General features: G+C 33.5%; 15 protein-coding genes and 2 pseudogenes. 5 read left to right on the plus strand and 12 right to left on the minus strand.

Going from position 1 to position 19737, the window contains the following annotated elements; all coding sequences use genetic code 11:
- Positions 1-95 (plus strand): IS3 family transposase (locus M3225_RS25835; RefSeq protein WP_251399788.1); only part of this gene is annotated, 95 nt, incomplete at its 5' end.
- Between the two features lie 499 nt (positions 96-594).
- On the opposite strand, the gene M3225_RS25840 is transcribed toward M3225_RS25835, so the two are convergent.
- From M3225_RS25840 to M3225_RS25850, 3 genes are all read right to left on the minus strand, one after another.
- Complete coding sequence (locus M3225_RS25840) at positions 595-999, minus strand: VOC family protein (RefSeq protein ID WP_075422232.1); 405 nt, start codon at positions 997-999, stop codon at positions 595-597.
- Positions 1000-1413: 414 nt separating this feature from the next.
- On the minus strand, positions 1414-2361 hold the full coding sequence (locus M3225_RS25845) for a helix-turn-helix transcriptional regulator (protein ID WP_251399654.1): 948 nt from the start codon (positions 2359-2361) through the stop codon (positions 1414-1416).
- Between the two features lie 773 nt (positions 2362-3134).
- Positions 3135-4457, minus strand: a complete 1323-nt coding sequence (locus M3225_RS25850; RefSeq protein WP_251399657.1) for a DUF1565 domain-containing protein — start codon at positions 4455-4457, stop codon at positions 3135-3137.
- A 738-nt stretch (positions 4458-5195) separates the two neighbouring features.
- Here M3225_RS25850 and M3225_RS25855 point away from each other — a divergent pair.
- Positions 5196-5813: an NUDIX hydrolase gene (locus tag M3225_RS25855; RefSeq protein WP_251399791.1), complete on the plus strand. Its 618-nt coding sequence runs from the start codon at positions 5196-5198 to the stop codon at positions 5811-5813.
- A 148-nt stretch (positions 5814-5961) separates the two neighbouring features.
- Here the strand turns inward: M3225_RS25855 and M3225_RS25860 are convergent, their stop codons facing one another.
- A complete protein-coding gene (locus M3225_RS25860; RefSeq protein WP_251399660.1) occupies positions 5962-6279 on the minus strand; it encodes a thioredoxin family protein in 318 nt (105 codons plus the stop codon).
- A 975-nt stretch (positions 6280-7254) separates the two neighbouring features.
- On the opposite strand from M3225_RS25860, the gene M3225_RS25865 reads away from it, so the two are divergent.
- Positions 7255-7419 (plus strand): aspartyl-phosphate phosphatase Spo0E family protein, encoded by a 165-nt coding sequence (locus tag M3225_RS25865; protein ID WP_251399663.1) that lies wholly within the window; start codon positions 7255-7257, stop codon positions 7417-7419.
- Positions 7420-7528: 109 nt separating this feature from the next.
- Here M3225_RS25865 and yeiL read toward each other — a convergent pair whose 3' ends face one another.
- Positions 7529-8155 (minus strand): transcriptional regulator YeiL, encoded by a 627-nt coding sequence (gene yeiL / locus M3225_RS25870; protein ID WP_251399794.1) that lies wholly within the window; start codon positions 8153-8155, stop codon positions 7529-7531.
- A gap of 113 nt (positions 8156-8268) precedes the next feature.
- A pseudogene (locus M3225_RS25875) lies at positions 8269-9729 on the minus strand (aldehyde dehydrogenase family protein).
- 259 nt (positions 9730-9988) lie between these two features.
- On the opposite strand from M3225_RS25875, the pseudogene M3225_RS25880 reads away from it, so the two are divergent.
- Positions 9989-10204: pseudogene (locus M3225_RS25880) on the plus strand (stage V sporulation protein S).
- Positions 10205-10793: 589 nt separating this feature from the next.
- Here M3225_RS25880 and M3225_RS25885 read toward each other — a convergent pair.
- The 4 genes from M3225_RS25885 to M3225_RS25900 form a co-directional block, all read right to left on the minus strand.
- The gene (locus M3225_RS25885) at positions 10794-11501 is read right to left on the minus strand and encodes an IS6 family transposase (RefSeq protein ID WP_251399666.1); all 708 of its coding nucleotides are present in this window, start codon (positions 11499-11501) and stop codon (positions 10794-10796) included.
- A gap of 243 nt (positions 11502-11744) precedes the next feature.
- A complete protein-coding gene (locus M3225_RS25890; RefSeq protein WP_251399669.1) occupies positions 11745-12923 on the minus strand; it encodes an aminotransferase A in 1179 nt (392 codons plus the stop codon).
- A gap of 55 nt (positions 12924-12978) precedes the next feature.
- On the minus strand, positions 12979-14283 hold the full coding sequence (locus M3225_RS25895; protein WP_251399671.1) for an MFS transporter: 1305 nt from the start codon (positions 14281-14283) through the stop codon (positions 12979-12981).
- A gap of 89 nt (positions 14284-14372) precedes the next feature.
- Positions 14373-15050, minus strand: coding sequence for an RraA family protein (locus M3225_RS25900; protein WP_251399673.1), 678 nt, complete (start codon positions 15048-15050; stop codon positions 14373-14375).
- A 202-nt stretch (positions 15051-15252) separates the two neighbouring features.
- On the opposite strand from M3225_RS25900, the gene M3225_RS25905 reads away from it, so the two are divergent.
- Positions 15253-15903, plus strand: a complete 651-nt coding sequence (locus M3225_RS25905; protein WP_251399676.1) for a GntR family transcriptional regulator — start codon at positions 15253-15255, stop codon at positions 15901-15903.
- 167 nt (positions 15904-16070) lie between these two features.
- On the opposite strand, the gene M3225_RS25910 is transcribed toward M3225_RS25905, so the two are convergent.
- The gene (locus M3225_RS25910) at positions 16071-17486 is read right to left on the minus strand and encodes an amino acid permease (protein ID WP_251399797.1); all 1416 of its coding nucleotides are present in this window, start codon (positions 17484-17486) and stop codon (positions 16071-16073) included.
- A gap of 95 nt (positions 17487-17581) precedes the next feature.
- A complete protein-coding gene (locus tag M3225_RS25915; protein WP_251399679.1) occupies positions 17582-19273 on the minus strand; it encodes a M20/M25/M40 family metallo-hydrolase in 1692 nt (563 codons plus the stop codon).
- Between the last annotated feature and the right edge of the window lie 464 nt (positions 19274-19737).

Below are 19737 nucleotides of genomic sequence, written 5' to 3' on the forward strand. Positions count from 1 at the left end.
CCTATATCCTATATTACAACCATCTACGAATAAAAGAAAAATTAAAAGGATTGACCCCTGTAGAATACAGAATTCAATCCTCATTAGCTGCCTAAATAACGTGTCTAACTTTTTGGGTTCAGTTCAAAGGACAGTAGTTTTTTCTCATACAGACGATTAGAAAATTGTGTGACAAATACCCACGTCGGAAGGTATTCTAATTGCATTTTGCTCCAATTATCTAAGAGATATACTGATACATATAGATGTAAAAGCACATTGTATAATCAATTCCATTTAGATAGAAGTCAACTTTTTCATCTAAGTGTCGTTACTCCTCATTAAGCAACTACTAAAGTACTTCATATATTATTATAATTTCCCTACTTACTCTAAATGACTCCATTTCTACACCGATGGTGGAGAGAGCACCTGTATCCTATGAACAAGTAGTGAATTCAGTCCTTTAAGTAATAAATTTATTTTAAGAATTCACCTCTATTAGATGCCCTATGCATAAACAAAGAGCGTAATTCTTGATGTAGAATTACGCCCTTTTGCTGAATAACAATTATGTTTCTTAGGTTACATCTTTTCAATAGGTCTAAGTGTTTGTCAATTTCTACGGTTGAAACGTTTAATTGCTTCTTCGGTCACCGGCTCGAAGAGGTTAACGAGGTTGCCGTCGGGATCGCGAAACAACATAGCACGGTTCCCCCACGGCATTAAAGTAGGTTCCTTTACCCACTCATTGACAAACGGTTTCAGGCGCTCGTATTCAGCATCGACATCGTGGACGTGGAACTCAATGATAACAGTGCGATTGTCCGCCGCCACTGCGGAACCAGCGCCGAACAGTGGCACTGTCTTAGAGTGGCCAATTGCCAAGGTGCATGATGGCACAAAAAGTTCGGCAAAGACAGGGACGGGACGTTCCGCCGAAACACCTAAGACTTTCTCATAGAACTTGACAAGACGATCCACATCGTCGGTAATAATGCGTACAGAAGCAAAATTCATAAAATACCATCCTTCCTATAATAAATGATACGATATCGTATCAGATCAGATCATTTTGGGCTAGAACCCGCGAAGCTTCAGTAAGGGAAAAAGTGGTTGTGGAAAATAGGTTACAAAAGTTCCAACGACAATTATTTTAGAACCTTTTCCTTTTCTCAAGAATTAAACAGCCTATTTAAAGGTTTACTTTTTCAGTTTCAAGTAATCTACTTTGGGTATTAACTGACGTTCGCTGGTTCTATGATCATCCTTCCATGCCTTGCTGCTCCATTGATCCAAAGTGAAATGAATTAATTTCCGTGGATGTTAATTGGGTGTATTAATCGATTGATGCAAGACATACTCCGCATGTATCTTTCAACCCTTTATGTTTACTTTCTCTAATTATAAAAGAACGCTACTGACAACTGTATGTCAGTAGCGTTCTAACATTTTTTTTGCTTCTTCACGAATTCGATTTTGGAGTGATTCAGGCTCCAACACAACCACACTCGCTCCCCAGCCAAGTACCCATTGCAACAATTCGTCCAGTTGATGAACACGTAAGATCACATGCAATCCATCCTCATGCTCTTCCATACTCTCTATGTAATGATAATTGGATTCCTTCACCTTATCCGCAATGTCATGGTTAAATTGAAGATGAACTAGCAAGTGTCTATTATCCGGAGGGGCATACTCGCTTAAGTTAAAATGCGTCGGTGGTTCGAATCGTTCTTCAAGACTAATAAGTTCCGTCATTCGGGATAAGCGAAAATGACGAATTTCTTGGCGCAGATCACACCGAGCCACGAGCATCCATGATCCTTGAATGAGCACCAATCCATAGGGAGCAACCGTACGAACACTATGACGATTACCTTCGGAATCTTCAAGTTTTTTTGCATAACGAATGCTGATCTTTTGCACGTTTAATATCGCTCCACGAATCTTTTCTAGATATTTCTTTTCTTTTGACTCCCTGACCTGTTTATCAGAAATGAGCAAACGCATTGCCTTGCGTACACGAGATGTTTCTTTAAGAATGTTCTTCGGTAGAATGGCCTCAATTTTCCCGCGGGCAGCTTGAGCCCTGGCACGATAATCATCATCAAATTGTTGTTCAATAAAGTCCGTTCCAATTAGCAAGCTCACAGCTTCTGGTACGGTGAAGCCGATTGGCGGCAGAAAATAACCTTCCATCAGAGAGTATCCTCTCCCGGGGGCTCCTATAATCGGTACGCCCGCCTCACTCAGCGCCTGAATGTCACGGTAGATAGTCCGCACGCTCGTTTCAAATAGAGCCGCCAAATTTTCGGCCCGTATAACTTCTTTACGTTGCAGCTCCAGTACAATGGCTAACAAACGGTCTGTTTTATTCATTGGGTGCCCCCTTTTAATGTTTTCGCAAAATAATAATACCATACCTTGATGGAGATGATGATTTAGTAAATGCAGAGTTGTCGAATAGGTAAGTGTATGGGTATCTATGCGGGTATCTATGCGGGAATCTCTACAAAATAAGGGCAATGCCTCATAATTTATAAGAGCCCCTTGCTCCTTTCGTACTGTTATTTGTTAGTAAGCATTAGTTAGAGAAAAAATAATACCTCCTATAATTGCTGTGAGTATTGTTTTTATTAACATCAAATACCCCTTTCTCAGAATTGTAGCAAAAATAAAAATCCCACTGGCATTGGCAAGCGAGATAGCTTTTTATCAGAATTCACAATTATAAAGTACTAAATATAACTACAAGTAAATAATGTGATATATCTCTTAAAACACCATTTTTAGAGGGGGTGCATATGTATAAAAGGTGCGCTTCTTATACATTTTTTTGACTTGCATTCCTAAGCGAAACCTTATGACACCAAGGGTATATAAAAATCTGCATAAAGAAGAAAACATCCTATTTGGAAGTCTTGCCTGCCAAGGGCTCTTTTTTAAGTTCCGGTGGAGACTTTATGTTAACAAAGCTTTTTCTATTCACAGAAAATCTAATAAAAAATCTGCTACAGTGCTTTAAAGAATATGATTTAAATTTTCTAAAAGGTTAAAAGTATGCTCAGCATATAATGTAGTAAACAATTGTCTAGTCTGAGGTAGAACCTCAACAAAAGGCTTAGTCAAGAGTATCTTTTTAAAAGAAAAGTTTATTGAAAAAATCTTTGGGATTCGAACGTAGAACTTTCTATTTCTTGACCATTCCATATCCATCGATTCATTGTGTTTCTACTTTTATTTAAATATACGTTATTGCTAAGCTCATTATATTTATTTGAATAATGAAGATTGGCTAGAAGTAAGTTAGATTTTACTGAAACCATAATGTTATTATTGATGATGTTATGGATCGCATAATATTGCATTAATAACTGGCCGCCATCCATTTTTATTGTATCGTTCCCATATAAGATATTTTGCGTAATAGAAGTATTCATTGTCCCCCCACGCTTTTCATCATATCCCCCAATTGAAATTCCTGTAAAACGATTCTCATAAATCATGTTTCGTACGACTTGAATGTTGGTAGTCTGTTTACCGTGGTGTTCACTTGCAATTTCTATTCCTAAATCGTTATGACTTGAAATATTATGTTCAATAACAACATCCTTTCCTCCATCTACATAGATTCCTCCAGCAGAATATTCATGTCTGTAGGCTGGGTTGGAATAACTGCTTACGTTGTAAATAGAGTTTTCACTGATAACTCCTTCACGAGCTTGATCAAATTTTTTATCAGGAGCTACCTTTTCGAAACCAATTACATCAATACCTATATTATCAACGTTACGAATCGTATTTGCATGGACTACAAACTTTTTAACATTTCCATTTAGAGTCAGCGCTTCACTAAAACCTAAAGTTAAGTTTTCGAGTAAGTTTCCCGATATTTCAATGTTGTTTAATGAACGTGGCGCTTCGGATCCATAAAAAGCTATTCCATGTGCATTTCCGTTTTTATGTGCAGTCTTAATATCAAAAATATGATTGTTAATAATCCGAAGACCTTTGCCTCTTCCCTCTACTAAAATACCACATGGTGTATTTTGTTCTTCCAAAGTAGAAAAATGCCCTATATTTAGACCTTGAATTGTAACATAGCTCTTGTTTTTTATGGTAACTAGCCCTCCATCTGAAGAACCACTCTTTATATTCTTTCCACTAATAATGGGCCTTTCATTTTTATAGTTTCTGAAGATAATGGGATTTTGTTTATTGCCTGAACGACTAATCATTAACTTTTCGTGATAGACACCGCCTCGAATATTAACAGTCGTCCCAGGTTTAGCTACTTTACCTGCCTTTTTCAAAGTTTTAAAGGGACTGTTTTTAGTACCTGCATTTTCATCACTTCCTGCAGGAGAGACGTAGATTTCATGATGTATAGGTTCTACTAAAGGTTGAGTAGCAGCCTCAACCCTTTGATTTATACAACACAGGAAAAGAAGAAGGATGCTACCTGCTTTTTTCATAAGATACTCCTTAATGTTCATGAATTTTACTTACAAGATCTTTCAATTATACTATCGCTTCGCTAATAAGTATGTAAAACATCGCACCATGCCTTATTACTTTCTTAAAGTACAATCAATGGAAAGCGCTAAAATAATGCTAGAATAATGTAGTAAATCAGTTAAAACAGGAACATGTAAATTAATAAATTTTAAACGCTGAAAGGATTACTAATGATGGATGAAAAAAAGTGTAGGTGACTTAATCTTTTTCAATAGAAGGAATAAGTCACCTATTTGTGTTTTACCTAAACAGTCATTGTGGTTAAAAGCGAATATTTCTACTCCTTACAACTCACTATTGTATCTTCTTACTTTTAGATAAATTCTTAAAAAGAAAATGATTGGATATAAATCACACAACACTTCTATTTAGTAAGTTTTAGATAAAGTAATTATTGATTGAATTAAATATTAAACTTATATAATTTAAAGGAGTAAATGTACAAATTATGTTATCGAAATTGAAGTTTTAATATTTACACTTAGTGACGACAAATATGAACTTTTTCTATACTAGATGTGTTATATTACACTTTTTAACGAAAATACATTAATTATTATCTATATAACTAAGTTGATATTATCAAAATTATGTTAACTAACTTTGTATGACATAAACATATTAAATGATAACAAAGTCACTTAATTCTTTCTTTGTGGTAATATTAGGTTATTACTAAGATGGCGGTGATAATCATAGAACATAAGTGGCTTGATTGGGCGAAGCAACTTCAATCTATTGCACAGGCAGGGTTAGCTTATTCAAAAGATATTTATGATGTAGAGAGATTTGAACTAATAAGAGACATAAGCGTTGAAATGTTATCACAACAAACAGGTATGGAAATGACAGTCATAAAAGACTTATTTGCAAGTGAAACTGGTTACGCAACACCTAAGGTAGATATTAGAGCCGTGATCTTTAAGGATAACAAAATATTAATGGTCAAAGAAAATTCAGATGGTAGTTGGTCGCTACCTGGTGGCTGGGCTGATATTGGGTTAACTCCAAGCGAAGTAGCAGTTAAAGAGGTAAAAGAAGAATCAGGATTTGACGTAAAAGCTGTCAAATTGTTAGCTGTAACGGATATGAAATGTCATCCACATCCTCCTTCACCTTTTCATATTTATAAAATGTTTATTCAATGTGAAATCATTGGGGGACAACCGATGAAGGGTGTAGAAACAAGTGCTGTGGAATTCTTTGCTGAAAATAAATTGCCACCCTTATCAATAGCTAGAAATACACAAACACAAATTGAAATGATTTTTAAGCATTTATATAATCCTAAAGAACCTGTATATCTTGATTGATTTGTAATAACATTTAAGAACAATTTTAAATATATATACATTTAAAAGCCTTTGGAATTAGTGATTCCAAAGGCTTTATTTCCTATAATTAGAATTATAGGAAGTGGTTTTTTCTAAATGTATTCAGAAGGAATTTTTTAATATCAAATTATAAACAGTATTTATTAATCGAATTAATTAGTTCAAAAGGCATGTGAATACCTACTAATCGTTCTCTTTCCTCTCCATCTTTGAATACTAGAATAGTAGGAGCAATAACAACACTGAACTGAAGAATATCTTCTTTATTTTTTTCTCCATCTACTTCTATTAAAGTTACTTCTTGCTCAAACTCTCTACTTGCTTGATGAAAGAATTGTTTCATAATTCTTCTATGCGGTGTATTAGGTAAAAAGAAATGAACAATTGTAATACCATTTTTTAGTAAATCTGAAAAATGAGTGGTGGTGCCTTGTAAAATCCTCAAAATTGTACCTCCATTTGGTTAATAAATATACATATTATCACTCGAAATATCCCTATAAACATCCTTATATTACAAAAAATGTAATACTATATGTTTTATTTTACCAACTATTAAAACCCTTGAGTTGTATCTTTTAAAATTTGAATTCAAATGGCTATAAATTACCAAAATGAGGATTTTATGTTTAATTCTAAAGTCTTTAACGCTCTTATTTATTAAGTCTAAAATCACCGAACTATAAGGTGGAAAGTAAATTTAAGATCTTATAGTTTCTAAACCTTTAAAGTTTCTTTGCTTTATTTATAGGTTGATTTTCTCGTTTTCTATTTAAAGGTAAAAACTGTAGTTCTAGTGCTTTGTATAGTGAAAGGGTTTTATACAAGAAAGTTGAAATAATTCTCCATTTTGAAAACCAATTATGAACAATTAATGCAGAAGTACTACCAAGAAGAGCAGCTACAATTTTACTTCTTATGGTATGACAGCCTATCTTCTACCTTCCTTTTAAGAAATTGTTTTATTCACTTTATTTCAACATAAAATTTATAAGCGTTTAGCATTAATATATTTTCAAAAAGATAAATTAAACTAAAAATACAAAAATAACTTCTTTTATATAAAGAAGTAAATAAATAAACAACCTTATAAAAATTATAGTTTTATCATTTACTTTATCTGACGACAAATAATTGGTTTTTCTATTATATAAGTAATTGTTATAACTATTTTTACGAAAGTACGTTAACTATTACTTATATTATGAAAGTAAAATCATCAAATTTAATTATTTATTACATCTTACTTTACCGTTATAAAGATTATAGTTTTCACCTTAACAAAAGGATAAATTTACAAATATTCAGGTTTCAACAGTGTGAAAAATTGTAAAATTTTGAGTGTTGAAAAATGCATTATAAAAAGTTAATGTAAAATTTATCAATAATTAACATGGAAATTAATTAGGTGATTATCTGAATGGAAAATAAACATGTAAAACAGGAAGTCCTATTAGAAAAAATAGAGCGTACTAGAGAAGTTTTGATACATACAGCTTTAAAAGAAGGACTTGTAAGTGAAAACACGATAAAGGTAAGTCAAGTATTGGATATGATGTTAAATGAATTAGAAGAAATTTATTAAAAACAAAAGCCCTTACTTCATAAATAAGGGCTTTTTTGTATGTGATTTTCGGTAACCTGATTTATGTTAACTAAATTTGTATGTGGTATACATATAGTCATCTTTCTTATTAAACTATTACGAGTATCTTTAATTTAGCTAGTTTTTCAAGACTTTCTTTATCTCGAATGATGTAGCCTCGGGATTGCTTTTCAATAATATTTATTTTACATAGTTGTGCTAGTACATGGAGTAGATGACAATATGATACACCCAAGTATTCGCATACTTCAGTATGTTTTTCTTTATAAAAGTTACCGTCAGCTGATAACATTATAAAGGCAGCTAGGCGGTTTTCAAGGGGATAAGCTTGATTTTGCGTATACTTCGCTGAAATCCTAGTTGCTTTCTCACTTAAAAAGCTGCATAAATATCTTAGGAATGTAACATCTGTTAAGAGCTTATTTTTACAAGTATTGATCGGAATAGCCAAACAAATGGTTTTTGTGACAGTTTGTATGGCTTTAGAATAACGTTCTGAATTTAATAATTCTACTTCCCCCATAAATGTTGGAACCTGTAAAAAATTGATTAGAGACACTTTCCCATTTTCGTGTGTAACATAGAGTTTTGCCTTACCCTCAACAAGATAATAAATATATTGAGGATAGGAACCTTCCTTATAAATAAATTCACCACGTTCAAATTGGCAGACCTGGATAAACGGAGTAACTGGAAAGGAAAAAAGTGATTGAATTGAGTATTTTTCTCATTAAATAAAATTAAAATGAATATGTACATTATATTTTGACCAAATTCGAGGTTTGCATCAGAACTTTTTTACATAGAAAATGATGCTTACATGCTTAATTAAAAAGGAAAGTCTCGATACTTTTCTTGGATAGAAACCCATTTAGTTGTGGTGAATTCTTCCATGATCCAAGGATTACCAAATCTACCTAAACCACTCGCTTTATTTCCTCCAAATGGGGCATTGGCTTGTGCATTTACTGTTTGATCATTCACATGAGTCATACCGGCATCAATGTTAAGTGCTAACTTTTCGCCTTTTTCTAAGTCAGTGGTAAATATAGCAGCAGATAAACCATATTCGGTGTCATTTGCAAACTCAATCGCTTGATCATCTGTTTCTGCCGGAATAATTTGAGCAACAGGACCGAAAATCTCTGTTTGGGCGAGTGTTGAGTTATTTGGCACATCAACAAATACATAAGGGGAGATAATGTTTCCTTTGCGTTTGCCTTCAACAGCTAATCTCAAACCATCTGTTTTCGCTTGGTCAATGACACCCATTATTTTATCGGCTTGACGCCCATTAATCACAGGTCCAATAACGGTTGATGAATCTTTTGGATCTCCCGTTTTTAATTTCTTTACCCTTTCAGTAAATTTAGTGACAAACTCATCATAATGATTTTTTTGTACAATAATTCGGTTTGCAATCATACAAATTTGCCCACAATGTAAAAACTTTCCGTATATAGCAGCATCTACAGCACGGTCTACATCCGCATCGCTCAACACTACAAATGGAGCATTTCCACCGAGCTCTAATGCAACTCGTTTAAGATTTTCTCCAGCAATTTTACCAATGTGTCTGCCGACTGCTGTTGAACCGGTAAAGCTAATTAAACGTGGAATCGGATTTGTAATCATACCGTCTCCGATTTCAGTTAAATCTGTCAAAATAGAATTAAAAACGCCTTGAGGAAGACCTGCATATTCAAAAGCTTTTGCGATAATCTGACCACCTGTTAATCCTGTTTGAATGTCCGGTTTATGTACCACGCTATTTCCTAAAGCAATAGCCGGCGCGATCGTTCTCATCCCTAAATTCATCGGGAAATTAAACGGTGTAATAGAAGATATCACTCCTAAAGGAAGACGGTATAGATGATTGACCTTTCCTTCAGTTGAGCTTGAAATTTCTTCTATATTATAGATTTTATCTGCGAATTGAATGGACTCTTCCAGTTCGACGTAGGAAGCTATGAGTTCGCCATTAGCTTTATGAATCGTTCCACCACTTTCGCGTACAATCATATTTATGATTTCATCATGATTGTTTTTTAAATATTCAAGTGCTTTTTGTAGAACATTTTTTCTTTGTTCAGGTGAAGTTTTTGCTCATTCTTTTTGTGCTTTTTGTGCAATTTTAAATGTTTCAGTAAGCTGTTCTTCAGTTGCTAATGAAACAGTAGTAATAACAGAATCATCATAAGGGTCTAAAATATCATAAGTACGGCTGCTTTTTCCTTCAACCCATTTACCATTTATAAAACTTTTATTTAAACGTTCAAAATACTGCATGTGCAATACCCCTCTCTAAGTTACATCGAAAATAACAATATGTATATGTTTATATGGAAAATTATGAGTAAACAATATCTTTTTGTCAATTATTTCTGGTTGTCATAGATAACTTGATTCTTTGATGAATGGAATAGATAATTCATTTTCTTTCTTTTAAATCCGTTAATTTTTCTTTGCGTTTTACAATCTGTTCCTCAAACATATATTTTGCTTCCTCAGGGATTATAGACACGACAAAATAAGTCTTTAACATAAACTGTTTCTGGTGCAAAGATTAGATTTATTTGAAAGAAATTCAAGTGATGGGAGAGGTGCTTTAAATCAAACGATTAAAGCTGTTGTGATTGCATGAGGATTTGTAGCTCCCAGTAATGGTAATTTGGTTTTTGTTCCTGGATTCAAAAACTTTTCAATCGATAATGAAGAAAGAACAGCAATCAAATTAATTTTAGGTCCTAGAAAAAAAGGATAGATTTTGCTTAAAACAATCTACAATTTTCACCACTGATAGTAATTGATCCATTCAGCATTTGAACCCATAGACAAATGACTCACTTTCCTTTTTCTTAAACAGCTTAAAAATTGGTGTTTTTGCTTTATATCTTTTAAATATCTTTCGTCTATTTGTTTATCAGTAAATACACACTTTATAAAGGGATACATTTCATAAAAATAACGTACCTTCTCAAAATATAAATCATGTATGAATATAATAACCTTCTTTTTAGAACGAAATATTCCTTGCTTAAACGTAGAAATTTGGATAAATGGTTAAATTAAATACCGTAAATGTTCCTCGTTTACCACAGCATATATGTAACATCCTAAGGGGTAAATACGTTGAATAATATCCAAGAAATCGTGTTCTTCTATCTCATCTTCTTAGAAGATTTTATAATGTTTCATTTTAAACTTCTCCTGTTACATTTTTAACAATTATTGATGTAAAAACATTCTCATATTTGTTGTTTTACTGTGAAATATTCTTTTTGTAATTCGGTCCTGGTGCAAAGATTGTATTTGCTTGAAAGAGGTATATAGTGTCCTATTGGTATTCAATCTTATGAAGCTATTCCAAATAGTTGGTGAATGAACCTGACTTGATTTGGGACAGACTTCACCTCCTGGTAAACCTGTTTCTTTTTTATCATATGCATGACCTCTATTCCAGAAATAATGGCTTTTGCTGTACGAAACGATTTTAAGCCTAACATTGTAGACAGACGCTTCTTAATAAACCTATGATCCTGCTCTACAATGTTATTTAGATATTTACTTTGTCTTACTTGGATGCCTTGAGGCATCTTTTTTTCTTCTTTTAACTCTTGAATAGCAATGGGATAGGCAGGATTTTTATCTACTGTAATCGTACGAGGTATAGAAACGTGCGAAAAAGCCAAGGCTTTCTTAAAAAAGCGCTTGGCTGCTTGTTTATTTCTTGTTTTACTTAGATAAAAATCGATGGTATTTCCTTCAGAATCAACGGCACGATAGAGATACATCCATTGTCCTTTTACTTTTACATAGGTCTCATCAACCCGCCAAGAATCGTTTGTTGGCTTAAGATGGCGCCGTACTCGCCCATCTAATTCAGGACCATATTGATGAACCCAACGCATAATCGTTGTATGAGCCATACATAATCCACGTTCCTCCATCATTTCTACCAAGTCACGAAAACTTAAATTGTACCGTAGGTACCATCTTACCGTTAACAAAATGATATCGGGTTGATAATGTTTCCACTTAAATAAGGGTTGCTTTTCCATACTGATCACGTCCTTCTTTTAGAATAATAGTATCAGTATGTTCAAGTTTCAGAGATTACTTGCAATTGTCCTGAAATTTTTGCACCAGAACCGGAAGAGCAATAGGTTATATCGCTCTTCCTTTGAAAAAATGAATAAAAATAAAATTGTTGTATACAAGTTGTATTTTAACAGTTCTCCAGAAGTATTGGAAGAAAAATTAAACACTTTTTAGGCTAAGTTTCAAAGTTTATATAAATATCATTAAATTCTAATAAGTCGTTGTTGATCTGTACAATCAAGAAACTGTTCTATCCGATCCAAACTCTCTTCTATTAAATCCATTGATGCTGCGTAAGATATTCTTATAAATCCTTCCCCGTACTTCGAAAATGCATCACCTGGTACAACCGCGACACTTTTTTCCCGAAGCAATTTTAGTGAAAAATCAAATGATGACATTTTTGTATTTTTAATTGAAGGAAATACATAAAAAGCCCCATCAGGTTTAACTACATCTAGTCCCATACTATTAAGTCTTTTACATACGTAATCTCTTCTTTTCCTATATTCGCGCATCATGAGAGCTGGATCATTAATACCTTGTGTTAAAGCCTCAATTGCTGCATATTGACTGATAGTAGTTGCACAAACTGAATTATAAAGGTGGACTTTAAGCATTTCTTTAGATAAAAAATTCGGAGCGAATGTAAAGCCAATTCTCCACCCTGTCATTGAATGAGATTTAGCGAGTCCATTAACAACAATCGTTTTATTTCTCATCTCCTGAACAGAGGCAATTGAGTAGTGCTTTTGTTCATATGCTAACTCACTGTATATCTCATCAGATATAACAAAGATATTTTTATCCTTTAACACTTTAGCAATTTCAATTATCTCCTCTTTATTTAACATGCTTCCAGCAGGGTTAGATGGTGAACAAAGGATAATACAACGTGTTTTTTTAGTTAGTTTTTTCTTAATCATATGGGCATTAATTTTAAATTCATTATGTGAAGTATCAATGTGCACTGGAGTAGCTCCACATAATTGTATGAGAGGCTCGTATCCAGGGTAGATAGGTACAGGAAGAATTACCTCGTCTCCTTTCTTCAAAATCGTTCGTAAAGCAATGTCAATTGCTTCAGTAGCTCCATTAGTTACAATAACTTCATCCTCTGGGTTGTAAAAGAGGTTATATTTTTCATGCACAAAATTACTAGCTGCTTTTCGAAGAGGTAATAGCCCGGCATTATGCGTATAAGTGGTCTGATTTCTCTTTATAGCTAAAATAGCAGCTTCTTTTATATGTTCTGGTGTTGGAAAATCAGGTTGGCCAAGAGTGAGATTAATCGCATTAGGATAATTGACAACCATATTAGAAAATTTTCTTATGCTGGGAACCTGAATGGCGGAAACCTCTCTATTTATCAATTTTTGCATTTTTAATTCCCCTTTATAAAGATTTAAATTACTTAAATTGAGGTCTCTTATTTTATTAAACCAATGGACGGTCTGGTTTAATAAGGAACCATAATAATATAGCAAGTCCAATTGGTATAATATTAATTAGAAGTGTAGTATTCCAACCGAGTTCTTGTGCAAACCATCCACAGAGAATAGGAGATGTGATGCCTCCTATACTTCCCCACAAATTCATCCAACCACTTACAGAACCTGAAAATTCCTGACCTAGGTCATTAGCAATAGCCCAAGAAGCAACGATAGGAAGTCCAAGTGCACCTAGAGCTACCGTTAACCATAGAACGTTTAACCATGAACTTGTGGAATAAGCTGCGAAATATAGCCCTATTATAAAAAAGATGAACCCTAGAATAGCCAAGGTACCACGGGCCATCATACGAGAATTTGTTTTTTGTAATACTACATCTGAAATGGCTCCTCCAGCTAAAACGCTGAAGCAAATAGCTATCCACGGGAAACTAGCCGCAAATCCCATTTCTTTTAAAGAAAAATTCCGTGCCTCCATTAAATACGTAGGTAACCAGGTTAAGAAAAATGTATTCATGTAAATAACAACAAGATATTGTATTCCAACTGCCCAGAATTGAACATTTCTTAAATACTGTTTCCATGGAGCAGATTTTCTTTCAGTGCTGGCCACGCTACGATTTTCAATAATAAGAAGTTTTTCCTTTTCAGAAATCCAGGGATGATGTTCAGGTTTATCTCGACCTATAATATACCAAGCAATAGCGATGACAATACCAATGAATGCAAAACTATAAAAGACTCCATGCCATCCGAAGACCGCCATGATTGCAACTGAAATACCCGGTGCAACAATTGGTCCAAAAAAAGAACCAGCTAATAATGCACTTGCTGCACGTCCTTTTTCATGTTTTTGGAACCAGTATGAATTGAATACTGCATTCCCTGGGTACATTGGGCCTTCCCCCATCCCAAACAAAAATCTAACAATACATAACAAAATGTAAGAACTTGCAGCAGCTGTCATCGCAGTAAATATAGACCACCATGTAACGGCAAGAGTAATTATTTTTCTAGACCCAAATTTTTCAGATAGAATTCCTCCAGGAATTTGAGAAAAACAATAACCTAAATAAAATAGCGATGACAGAAGACCAAATTCGACTTTATTCATGTGTAAATCTTCCATCATGGGTTGCGCTACTACAGAAATGTTAGCTCGATCCATATAAGCCACTAAGCCTACAATAAAGAAAATTACGGCAAGTCCCCAACGTAGTCCTATTCTTTTTTCTTTTACTCGTGGGGATGTATCTATCTTTACTTGTTTTTCAGCGTTTAACTTTTCCATTGTTCATTCACTTCCTTTGTAGGGTAGAAAATAGATAAACTTTTCAAAGGTATAGAATATTGTTTAATAACTCCTTTTTGTTGGATCTTTTACTTATTTTTTTCCACTACGTTGTTCCATAAAGGATTAAAGCGACTTAAATATGTTTCTACCCCTAATCTTTTTAAATCCTCACGTCGTTCTTGATCAGCTTTTGCTTCCTCCTCACCTATTTCTAAATAGGTTGAAATGTCCTCTTGTGGTACCACTAGTAAGCCATCCATACTTCCAATAACAATATCTCCAGGTTTTATAATACATCCTGAAATTGATATTGGTACATTAACATCACCATCAAGATTGTACATTTTTGTTGTTAGAGGTGATATAGCATATGAGAATATATTAAACCCTAGATCTTTAATTATATTTGTGTCTGTAACTGGCCCGTTTATTATGGCGGCTAATGTTCCTTTTTCCATAGCAACTCTTGTGGTAATTTCTCCCCAACATGCAAACCGTTCTTCTTCATTCATGTCAACTACTACTACATCACCGGGCATAACAAGTTCAAGGGCCTTATACACTAATGAACCGTCATTTGGTGGAATCCTAACTGTTATAGCTGGACCCGCGAAATTTTCTTTAAATGGGAAAAGAGGTTTAATTTTTCTGGAATGAATTAATTGGAAGTTTAAACGATGTCCATAATCACTTGGTGATACGCTGCCTAATTTTTTTAACATTGCAGGATTCGGTCTTTGTATTACTGAATTAATTTTCACCATGTCTTTTCGCTCCTTTAATTAACAATAAAGATTTCCATCGTCATGTTGTATACAACATGTATACAACAATATTAAATAACTATTTTATTCTAAAGTCAATATATTCTGAATATTATTTCTCTTTTAAAATAAAAACCTAAAATGTTAAAATAAAAACTACCTTAAATGAATCTAAATACTAAAAACCTAAAGGATAGATAAAATGAAAAAAACACTACCCAAAAAGGAATTTTTAAAAGATCAAGCTTATAATAAGATTAAAGAGTTATTAACAAGGGGTGAACTATCCCCCGGAGAATTTCTTTCTGAAGGATATTTAAGTGAAGAATTAGGAATGAGCCGAACTCCTATTCGATCTGCCATTCAAAGATTTGAACATGAGGGGATCGTTCGAATTCATCCTAAACAAGGAATATATATTTGTGATATTTCCATACAACAAGTAAATGAAATTTACGAAGCTAGATCTGTATTAGAGACATTTGCAATACAAAAACTTTCCCAGGATATTAAACAGCTTCAAATACAGGAATTACAAGATATATTAAAGCTCCAATTTGAAGAAATTCAAAAGCAAGACATTTATTTATCCTTAAAATATGATACAGAATTCCATCTTAAAATTATGGAATTAGCAGAAAACAAAGAAATGTATGAGATGTTCAAGGGCATTGAAGCAAAGCTTAGTTTTTATGGACAAAAAGTATTAACTAAAAAAATAGACAGACTCCTACAAACTTATGAAGAGCACCTTTTGATCTTAACAGAATTAGAAAAAGGTAATGTGGAATCAGCTGTTCACTATATGGAAGAACATTTAGAAAAAGGAAGAAGAATCCTTTTAGATTTATAATAAATTCTGGTTATTTTTTAAATTTAATAAGCTTACGTATGTTTTATAAATAAAGCATACGTAAGCTTATTCATCTTGATAATTTAGTTTTTCCGCCGTTCAAATACCTTCAATGATTTCTTTCAATTCCTTCTTAAATCAATTAATGGAAAATACTTTTTTATGTATTATTGTGCTTTGTCGATTATGCTGTTATCAGTAGTTTTGTTCTTAAGATTCTTTTTCACAATAAAATGATAATACACATAACAAAACACGATAAGTGGCACACCACAATAAAGACCAATACGTTGGTTAGGAATAAAGATTAAGCTAATCAAAATAATCCCGTATAAACCAAACCCTAATATTGGAACAATAGGATATAACGGCGTTTTAAATTTTAACTCTTTTAAGTCTCCTCCCTCAGCAATGAATTTTCTCCGAAAGAAAAATTGAGAGGCACAAATAGACATCCATACAACAATCGTGACCATTCCAGAGATAGAAATAAGCCATAAATATACAGTTTCTGCGGCTACTACACTCGTAATTAATGAACCACCTGAAATTACTATAGTAGCTAATAATGCATTAATAGGAACCCCTTTTTTAGATAACTTGGTTAAGCGTGCTGGTCCCATACCACTTCTTGAAAGTGACCACATCATCCTAGACGCAGCATATAAACCCGAATTAGCAACAGATAAAATAGCTGTTAGAATAACAAAGTTCATAATATCTGCAGCGTAAGGAATTCCGATTTTATCCAATACAGATACGAAAGGACTTTCGATAACACCAGCTGTTTGATAAGGAAGAATAGCTACTAGTATGAACATAGCTAGCACAAAGAAAAATAACGTTCTCCAAACAACGTTTCGAATGGAGCGTGGAAGGGTTTCACCAGGGTTCTCACTTTCTCCTGCTGCTATGCCCACAAGCTCTGTTCCTTGAAATGAAAAATTAACCAGAACTAAAGTAAAAAGAACAGAGAGAATACCATTTGGAAACAAGCCTTCACTTGTCGTGAAATTTGAAAAGAATGGTGCTGGTTGATTTCCTTGTAGATCAATTAAGCCAAATACAGCAGCTCCACCTATTGCGATAAATAACACAATTGCCGTTACTTTAATACTTGAAAACCAAAATTCTGTTTCAGCATAGCTCCGGGCAGACAATGCGTTTATTGAAAATGTAACGACGCCGAAAATTAGACACCACGCCCATATAGGAATATGAGGGAACCACCTTTGCATTAAAAGCCCTGCGGAAGTAAACTCTAAACCTACAGTATTTGCCCAACTAAACCAATACAACCAGCCAATCATGAACCCAGTAGAAGGACCTAAATACTTTGTTGCATAGGATTGGAATGATCCGGATACAGGCATTGCAACTGCAAGTTCTCCCATACATAACATAACCAAATACATTAAAAAACCACCAAGTAAATAGGCTAAAATAGCACCCATAGGTCCAGCTTGACTAATTGTAATACCTGAACCTAGAAATAGACCTGTTCCAATGACCCCACCCAATGCAATCATAAAAAGGTGTCTACTTTTCATGGTACGCTGTAATTCATTCTGTTTATTATCTATGTGCATAAATTCCCCTCCTTGTCTTAATCCTTCGTAACCAGGAATAGCTACAACATTGCCACAACCTTATAGTAACTAAACTTCACTTTAAGCTATTAACACATAGAGTGTGTATCTGTTGAAGCTGAATAATAGCTTTTTAATAGATGAACAGTGGTTTGCTGAATAAGCATAGGTAAAACTTTGAATGAATAAGGCTTATATACTCGTTCTGTCCATTTATGTCCATCTTTTCCGTAGACACCCATATTAATAGAAGGAATATTTAGCTCACGTATTTCCTGAAAAGGAATTGTTCCAATAGTATCCCAACCAGGAAAATTACGAGTAAAAGCTTCTATTTCTTGATCAGTCTCGTGTAGCGATAAAAAGCTTCCATCGGCTAAATATGGGAAAAATTTCTTGAATGAAAAAGTCTCTCCCGTTGTCATTGCCACTTCTTCTACTGCCTGTTTCACTACGCCTAATAACTCTTGATCACGTAAACTATCTTCTTTTAAATAATTATGAGGCAAGTAAGGTGGAGCATAAAAAACAATTACCCTTGCTCGTTGTTGAGGATCTAATTTTTGCAATTCTTCTATAGCTTTAAAACATCTGATTCGTAACTCGAGATGTTTATATTGTTGAAAGGTTTCTTCTATACATTTAGAAGGATCAATCCCTTTGAGTACTAGCTCCTTCATGTAATTTTCTAGACTAATGACTTCAATATTCCATGACAAGTCTTTTCTAGGTAAGTCTGTACGATTTAAAAACTCTTCATAATAATTAGAAAGTTTCTTTTCTACATCCTTACAAGCGCATACTGAAATATCAATTAGCTGATTCATTACTTCTTTAGCTGTTTTTTCATAAATAAAATAATTAAAGTATAAGTAACTGCTCACAGCTGTTTGAACATTATAAGCTTCTTTATTATCACGTTGATACAAACAAGATGGAGGTAAAATTAATTCTCCCTCAATATTTTCAGCTAAGCTGATATTATTATGGATTCTTCTAGTCAATTCAGATGCAATTAGATTTGGATCAATCCCTGCCAATGTATCTCCTACATGCACCTCGCGACCATAAATATAGAAACAAGGAAGAAGCTTCCCTGCGGCTCCTGTATAAATATAACGAGTGGAGTCTCCATCATATAAAGGTGTAATAAAATCTGTGTTAATCGCTGCTACATAATTTAAATGTTGCTCCTCTTTCAAAAGCTTTAATTCTGATATAGCAGATAGGATGCCAGCGTGCTGGCTTTCTTCATCAGGATTAGCCATAAATAATATATTGCCAGGTAACTCATCCAGATGTTCAGAAAAATGTAAAACGTTTGCTAAATGTACTGCTATACCACTTTGCATATCAACTGATCCCCGTCCAAACATCCATTCACCTGATTGAGCATCTTCTTGAACCTCTTTATTAAATGTATACGCGGAGAAATAGTCTACTAATTTATCTGAATCTAATGCATTCTCTTTTAAAGGTCCAAAGTCTTCAATACCTACAGTATCTAAGTGTGCATGATAGAGAATAGTTTCTTTTATATCACTTTTTCCTTTTATAAAACAAAAGATATTTTTTCGATTAAGTGGATCATTAGGAATTATTTGTTCCCATACGTAGAAAGGATGCTTTTGAAAATAAGGAAAACTTAGAAGTGTATCTTTAATAAAAGTAGCTACTTCCACTTCTCCAGTTGTTCCATTAATGCTTCTGATCTGAACCAGAGCTTTTGTTATCTTTTCTATTCTCTCTTCCATTGGCATGTTTTTAATTTGGTTATACATTGCTGTTCCTCCACTCGTAATTAGATAGTTAGTTAAAACAAAATAATGTAATCTAGATTAAATTTGTTATTTTGTTCAGTATAACTATTAAATATTTTATGAAAATGAAAATCCACCTGTTGTATACATCTAAGTATACAACAGGTATTCATTTCTTTTAATGCAAATATTATGCCAATCTTGAACAACCTAAATTTTTTGTTAAAGATAAGACTTAAATATTAATAAAGCACGAAATATAAATGATAATTCTTCTATTCATTAGAAACATTTAAGGATAAAAAACCTGCAAAAAAAATTGTCATTTTTTAATTTTTTGGCAGGTTAACGCAATTTTTTTTGCGCAATATTGATTCTATATAGGAAATTTAGGCATATAAAAGCTCCTTTACTTTTTATAAGTAAAGGAGCTTTTATAAATGTCGGCAATAGCATAATTTAATTACATGGAGTTATTATCTTCT

The sequence above is a fragment of the Priestia aryabhattai genome (genome assembly GCF_023715685.1).
Lineage (GTDB): Bacteria > Bacillota > Bacilli > Bacillales > Bacillaceae_H > Priestia > Priestia aryabhattai_B.

Coding starts and splice junctions, on each gene's coding strand:
- M3225_RS25840 (WP_075422232.1), bottom strand. CDS start 999: ATGAATTTTGCTTCTGTACGCATTATTACCGACGATGTGGATCGTCTT.
- M3225_RS25845 (WP_251399654.1), bottom strand. CDS start 2,361: ATGAATAAAACAGACCGTTTGTTAGCCATTGTACTGGAGCTGCAACGT.
- M3225_RS25850 (WP_251399657.1), bottom strand. CDS start 4,457: ATGAAAAAAGCAGGTAGCATCCTTCTTCTTTTCCTGTGTTGTATAAAT.
- M3225_RS25865 (WP_251399663.1), top strand. CDS start 7,255: ATGGAAAATAAACATGTAAAACAGGAAGTCCTATTAGAAAAAATAGAG.
- M3225_RS25885 (WP_251399666.1), bottom strand. CDS start 11,501: ATGGAAAAGCAACCCTTATTTAAGTGGAAACATTATCAACCCGATATC.
- M3225_RS25890 (WP_251399669.1), bottom strand. CDS start 12,923: ATGCAAAAATTGATAAATAGAGAGGTTTCCGCCATTCAGGTTCCCAGC.
- M3225_RS25895 (WP_251399671.1), bottom strand. CDS start 14,283: ATGGAAAAGTTAAACGCTGAAAAACAAGTAAAGATAGATACATCCCCA.
- M3225_RS25900 (WP_251399673.1), bottom strand. CDS start 15,050: ATGGTGAAAATTAATTCAGTAATACAAAGACCGAATCCTGCAATGTTA.
- M3225_RS25905 (WP_251399676.1), top strand. CDS start 15,253: ATGAAAAAAACACTACCCAAAAAGGAATTTTTAAAAGATCAAGCTTAT.
- M3225_RS25915 (WP_251399679.1), bottom strand. CDS start 19,273: ATGTATAACCAAATTAAAAACATGCCAATGGAAGAGAGAATAGAAAAG.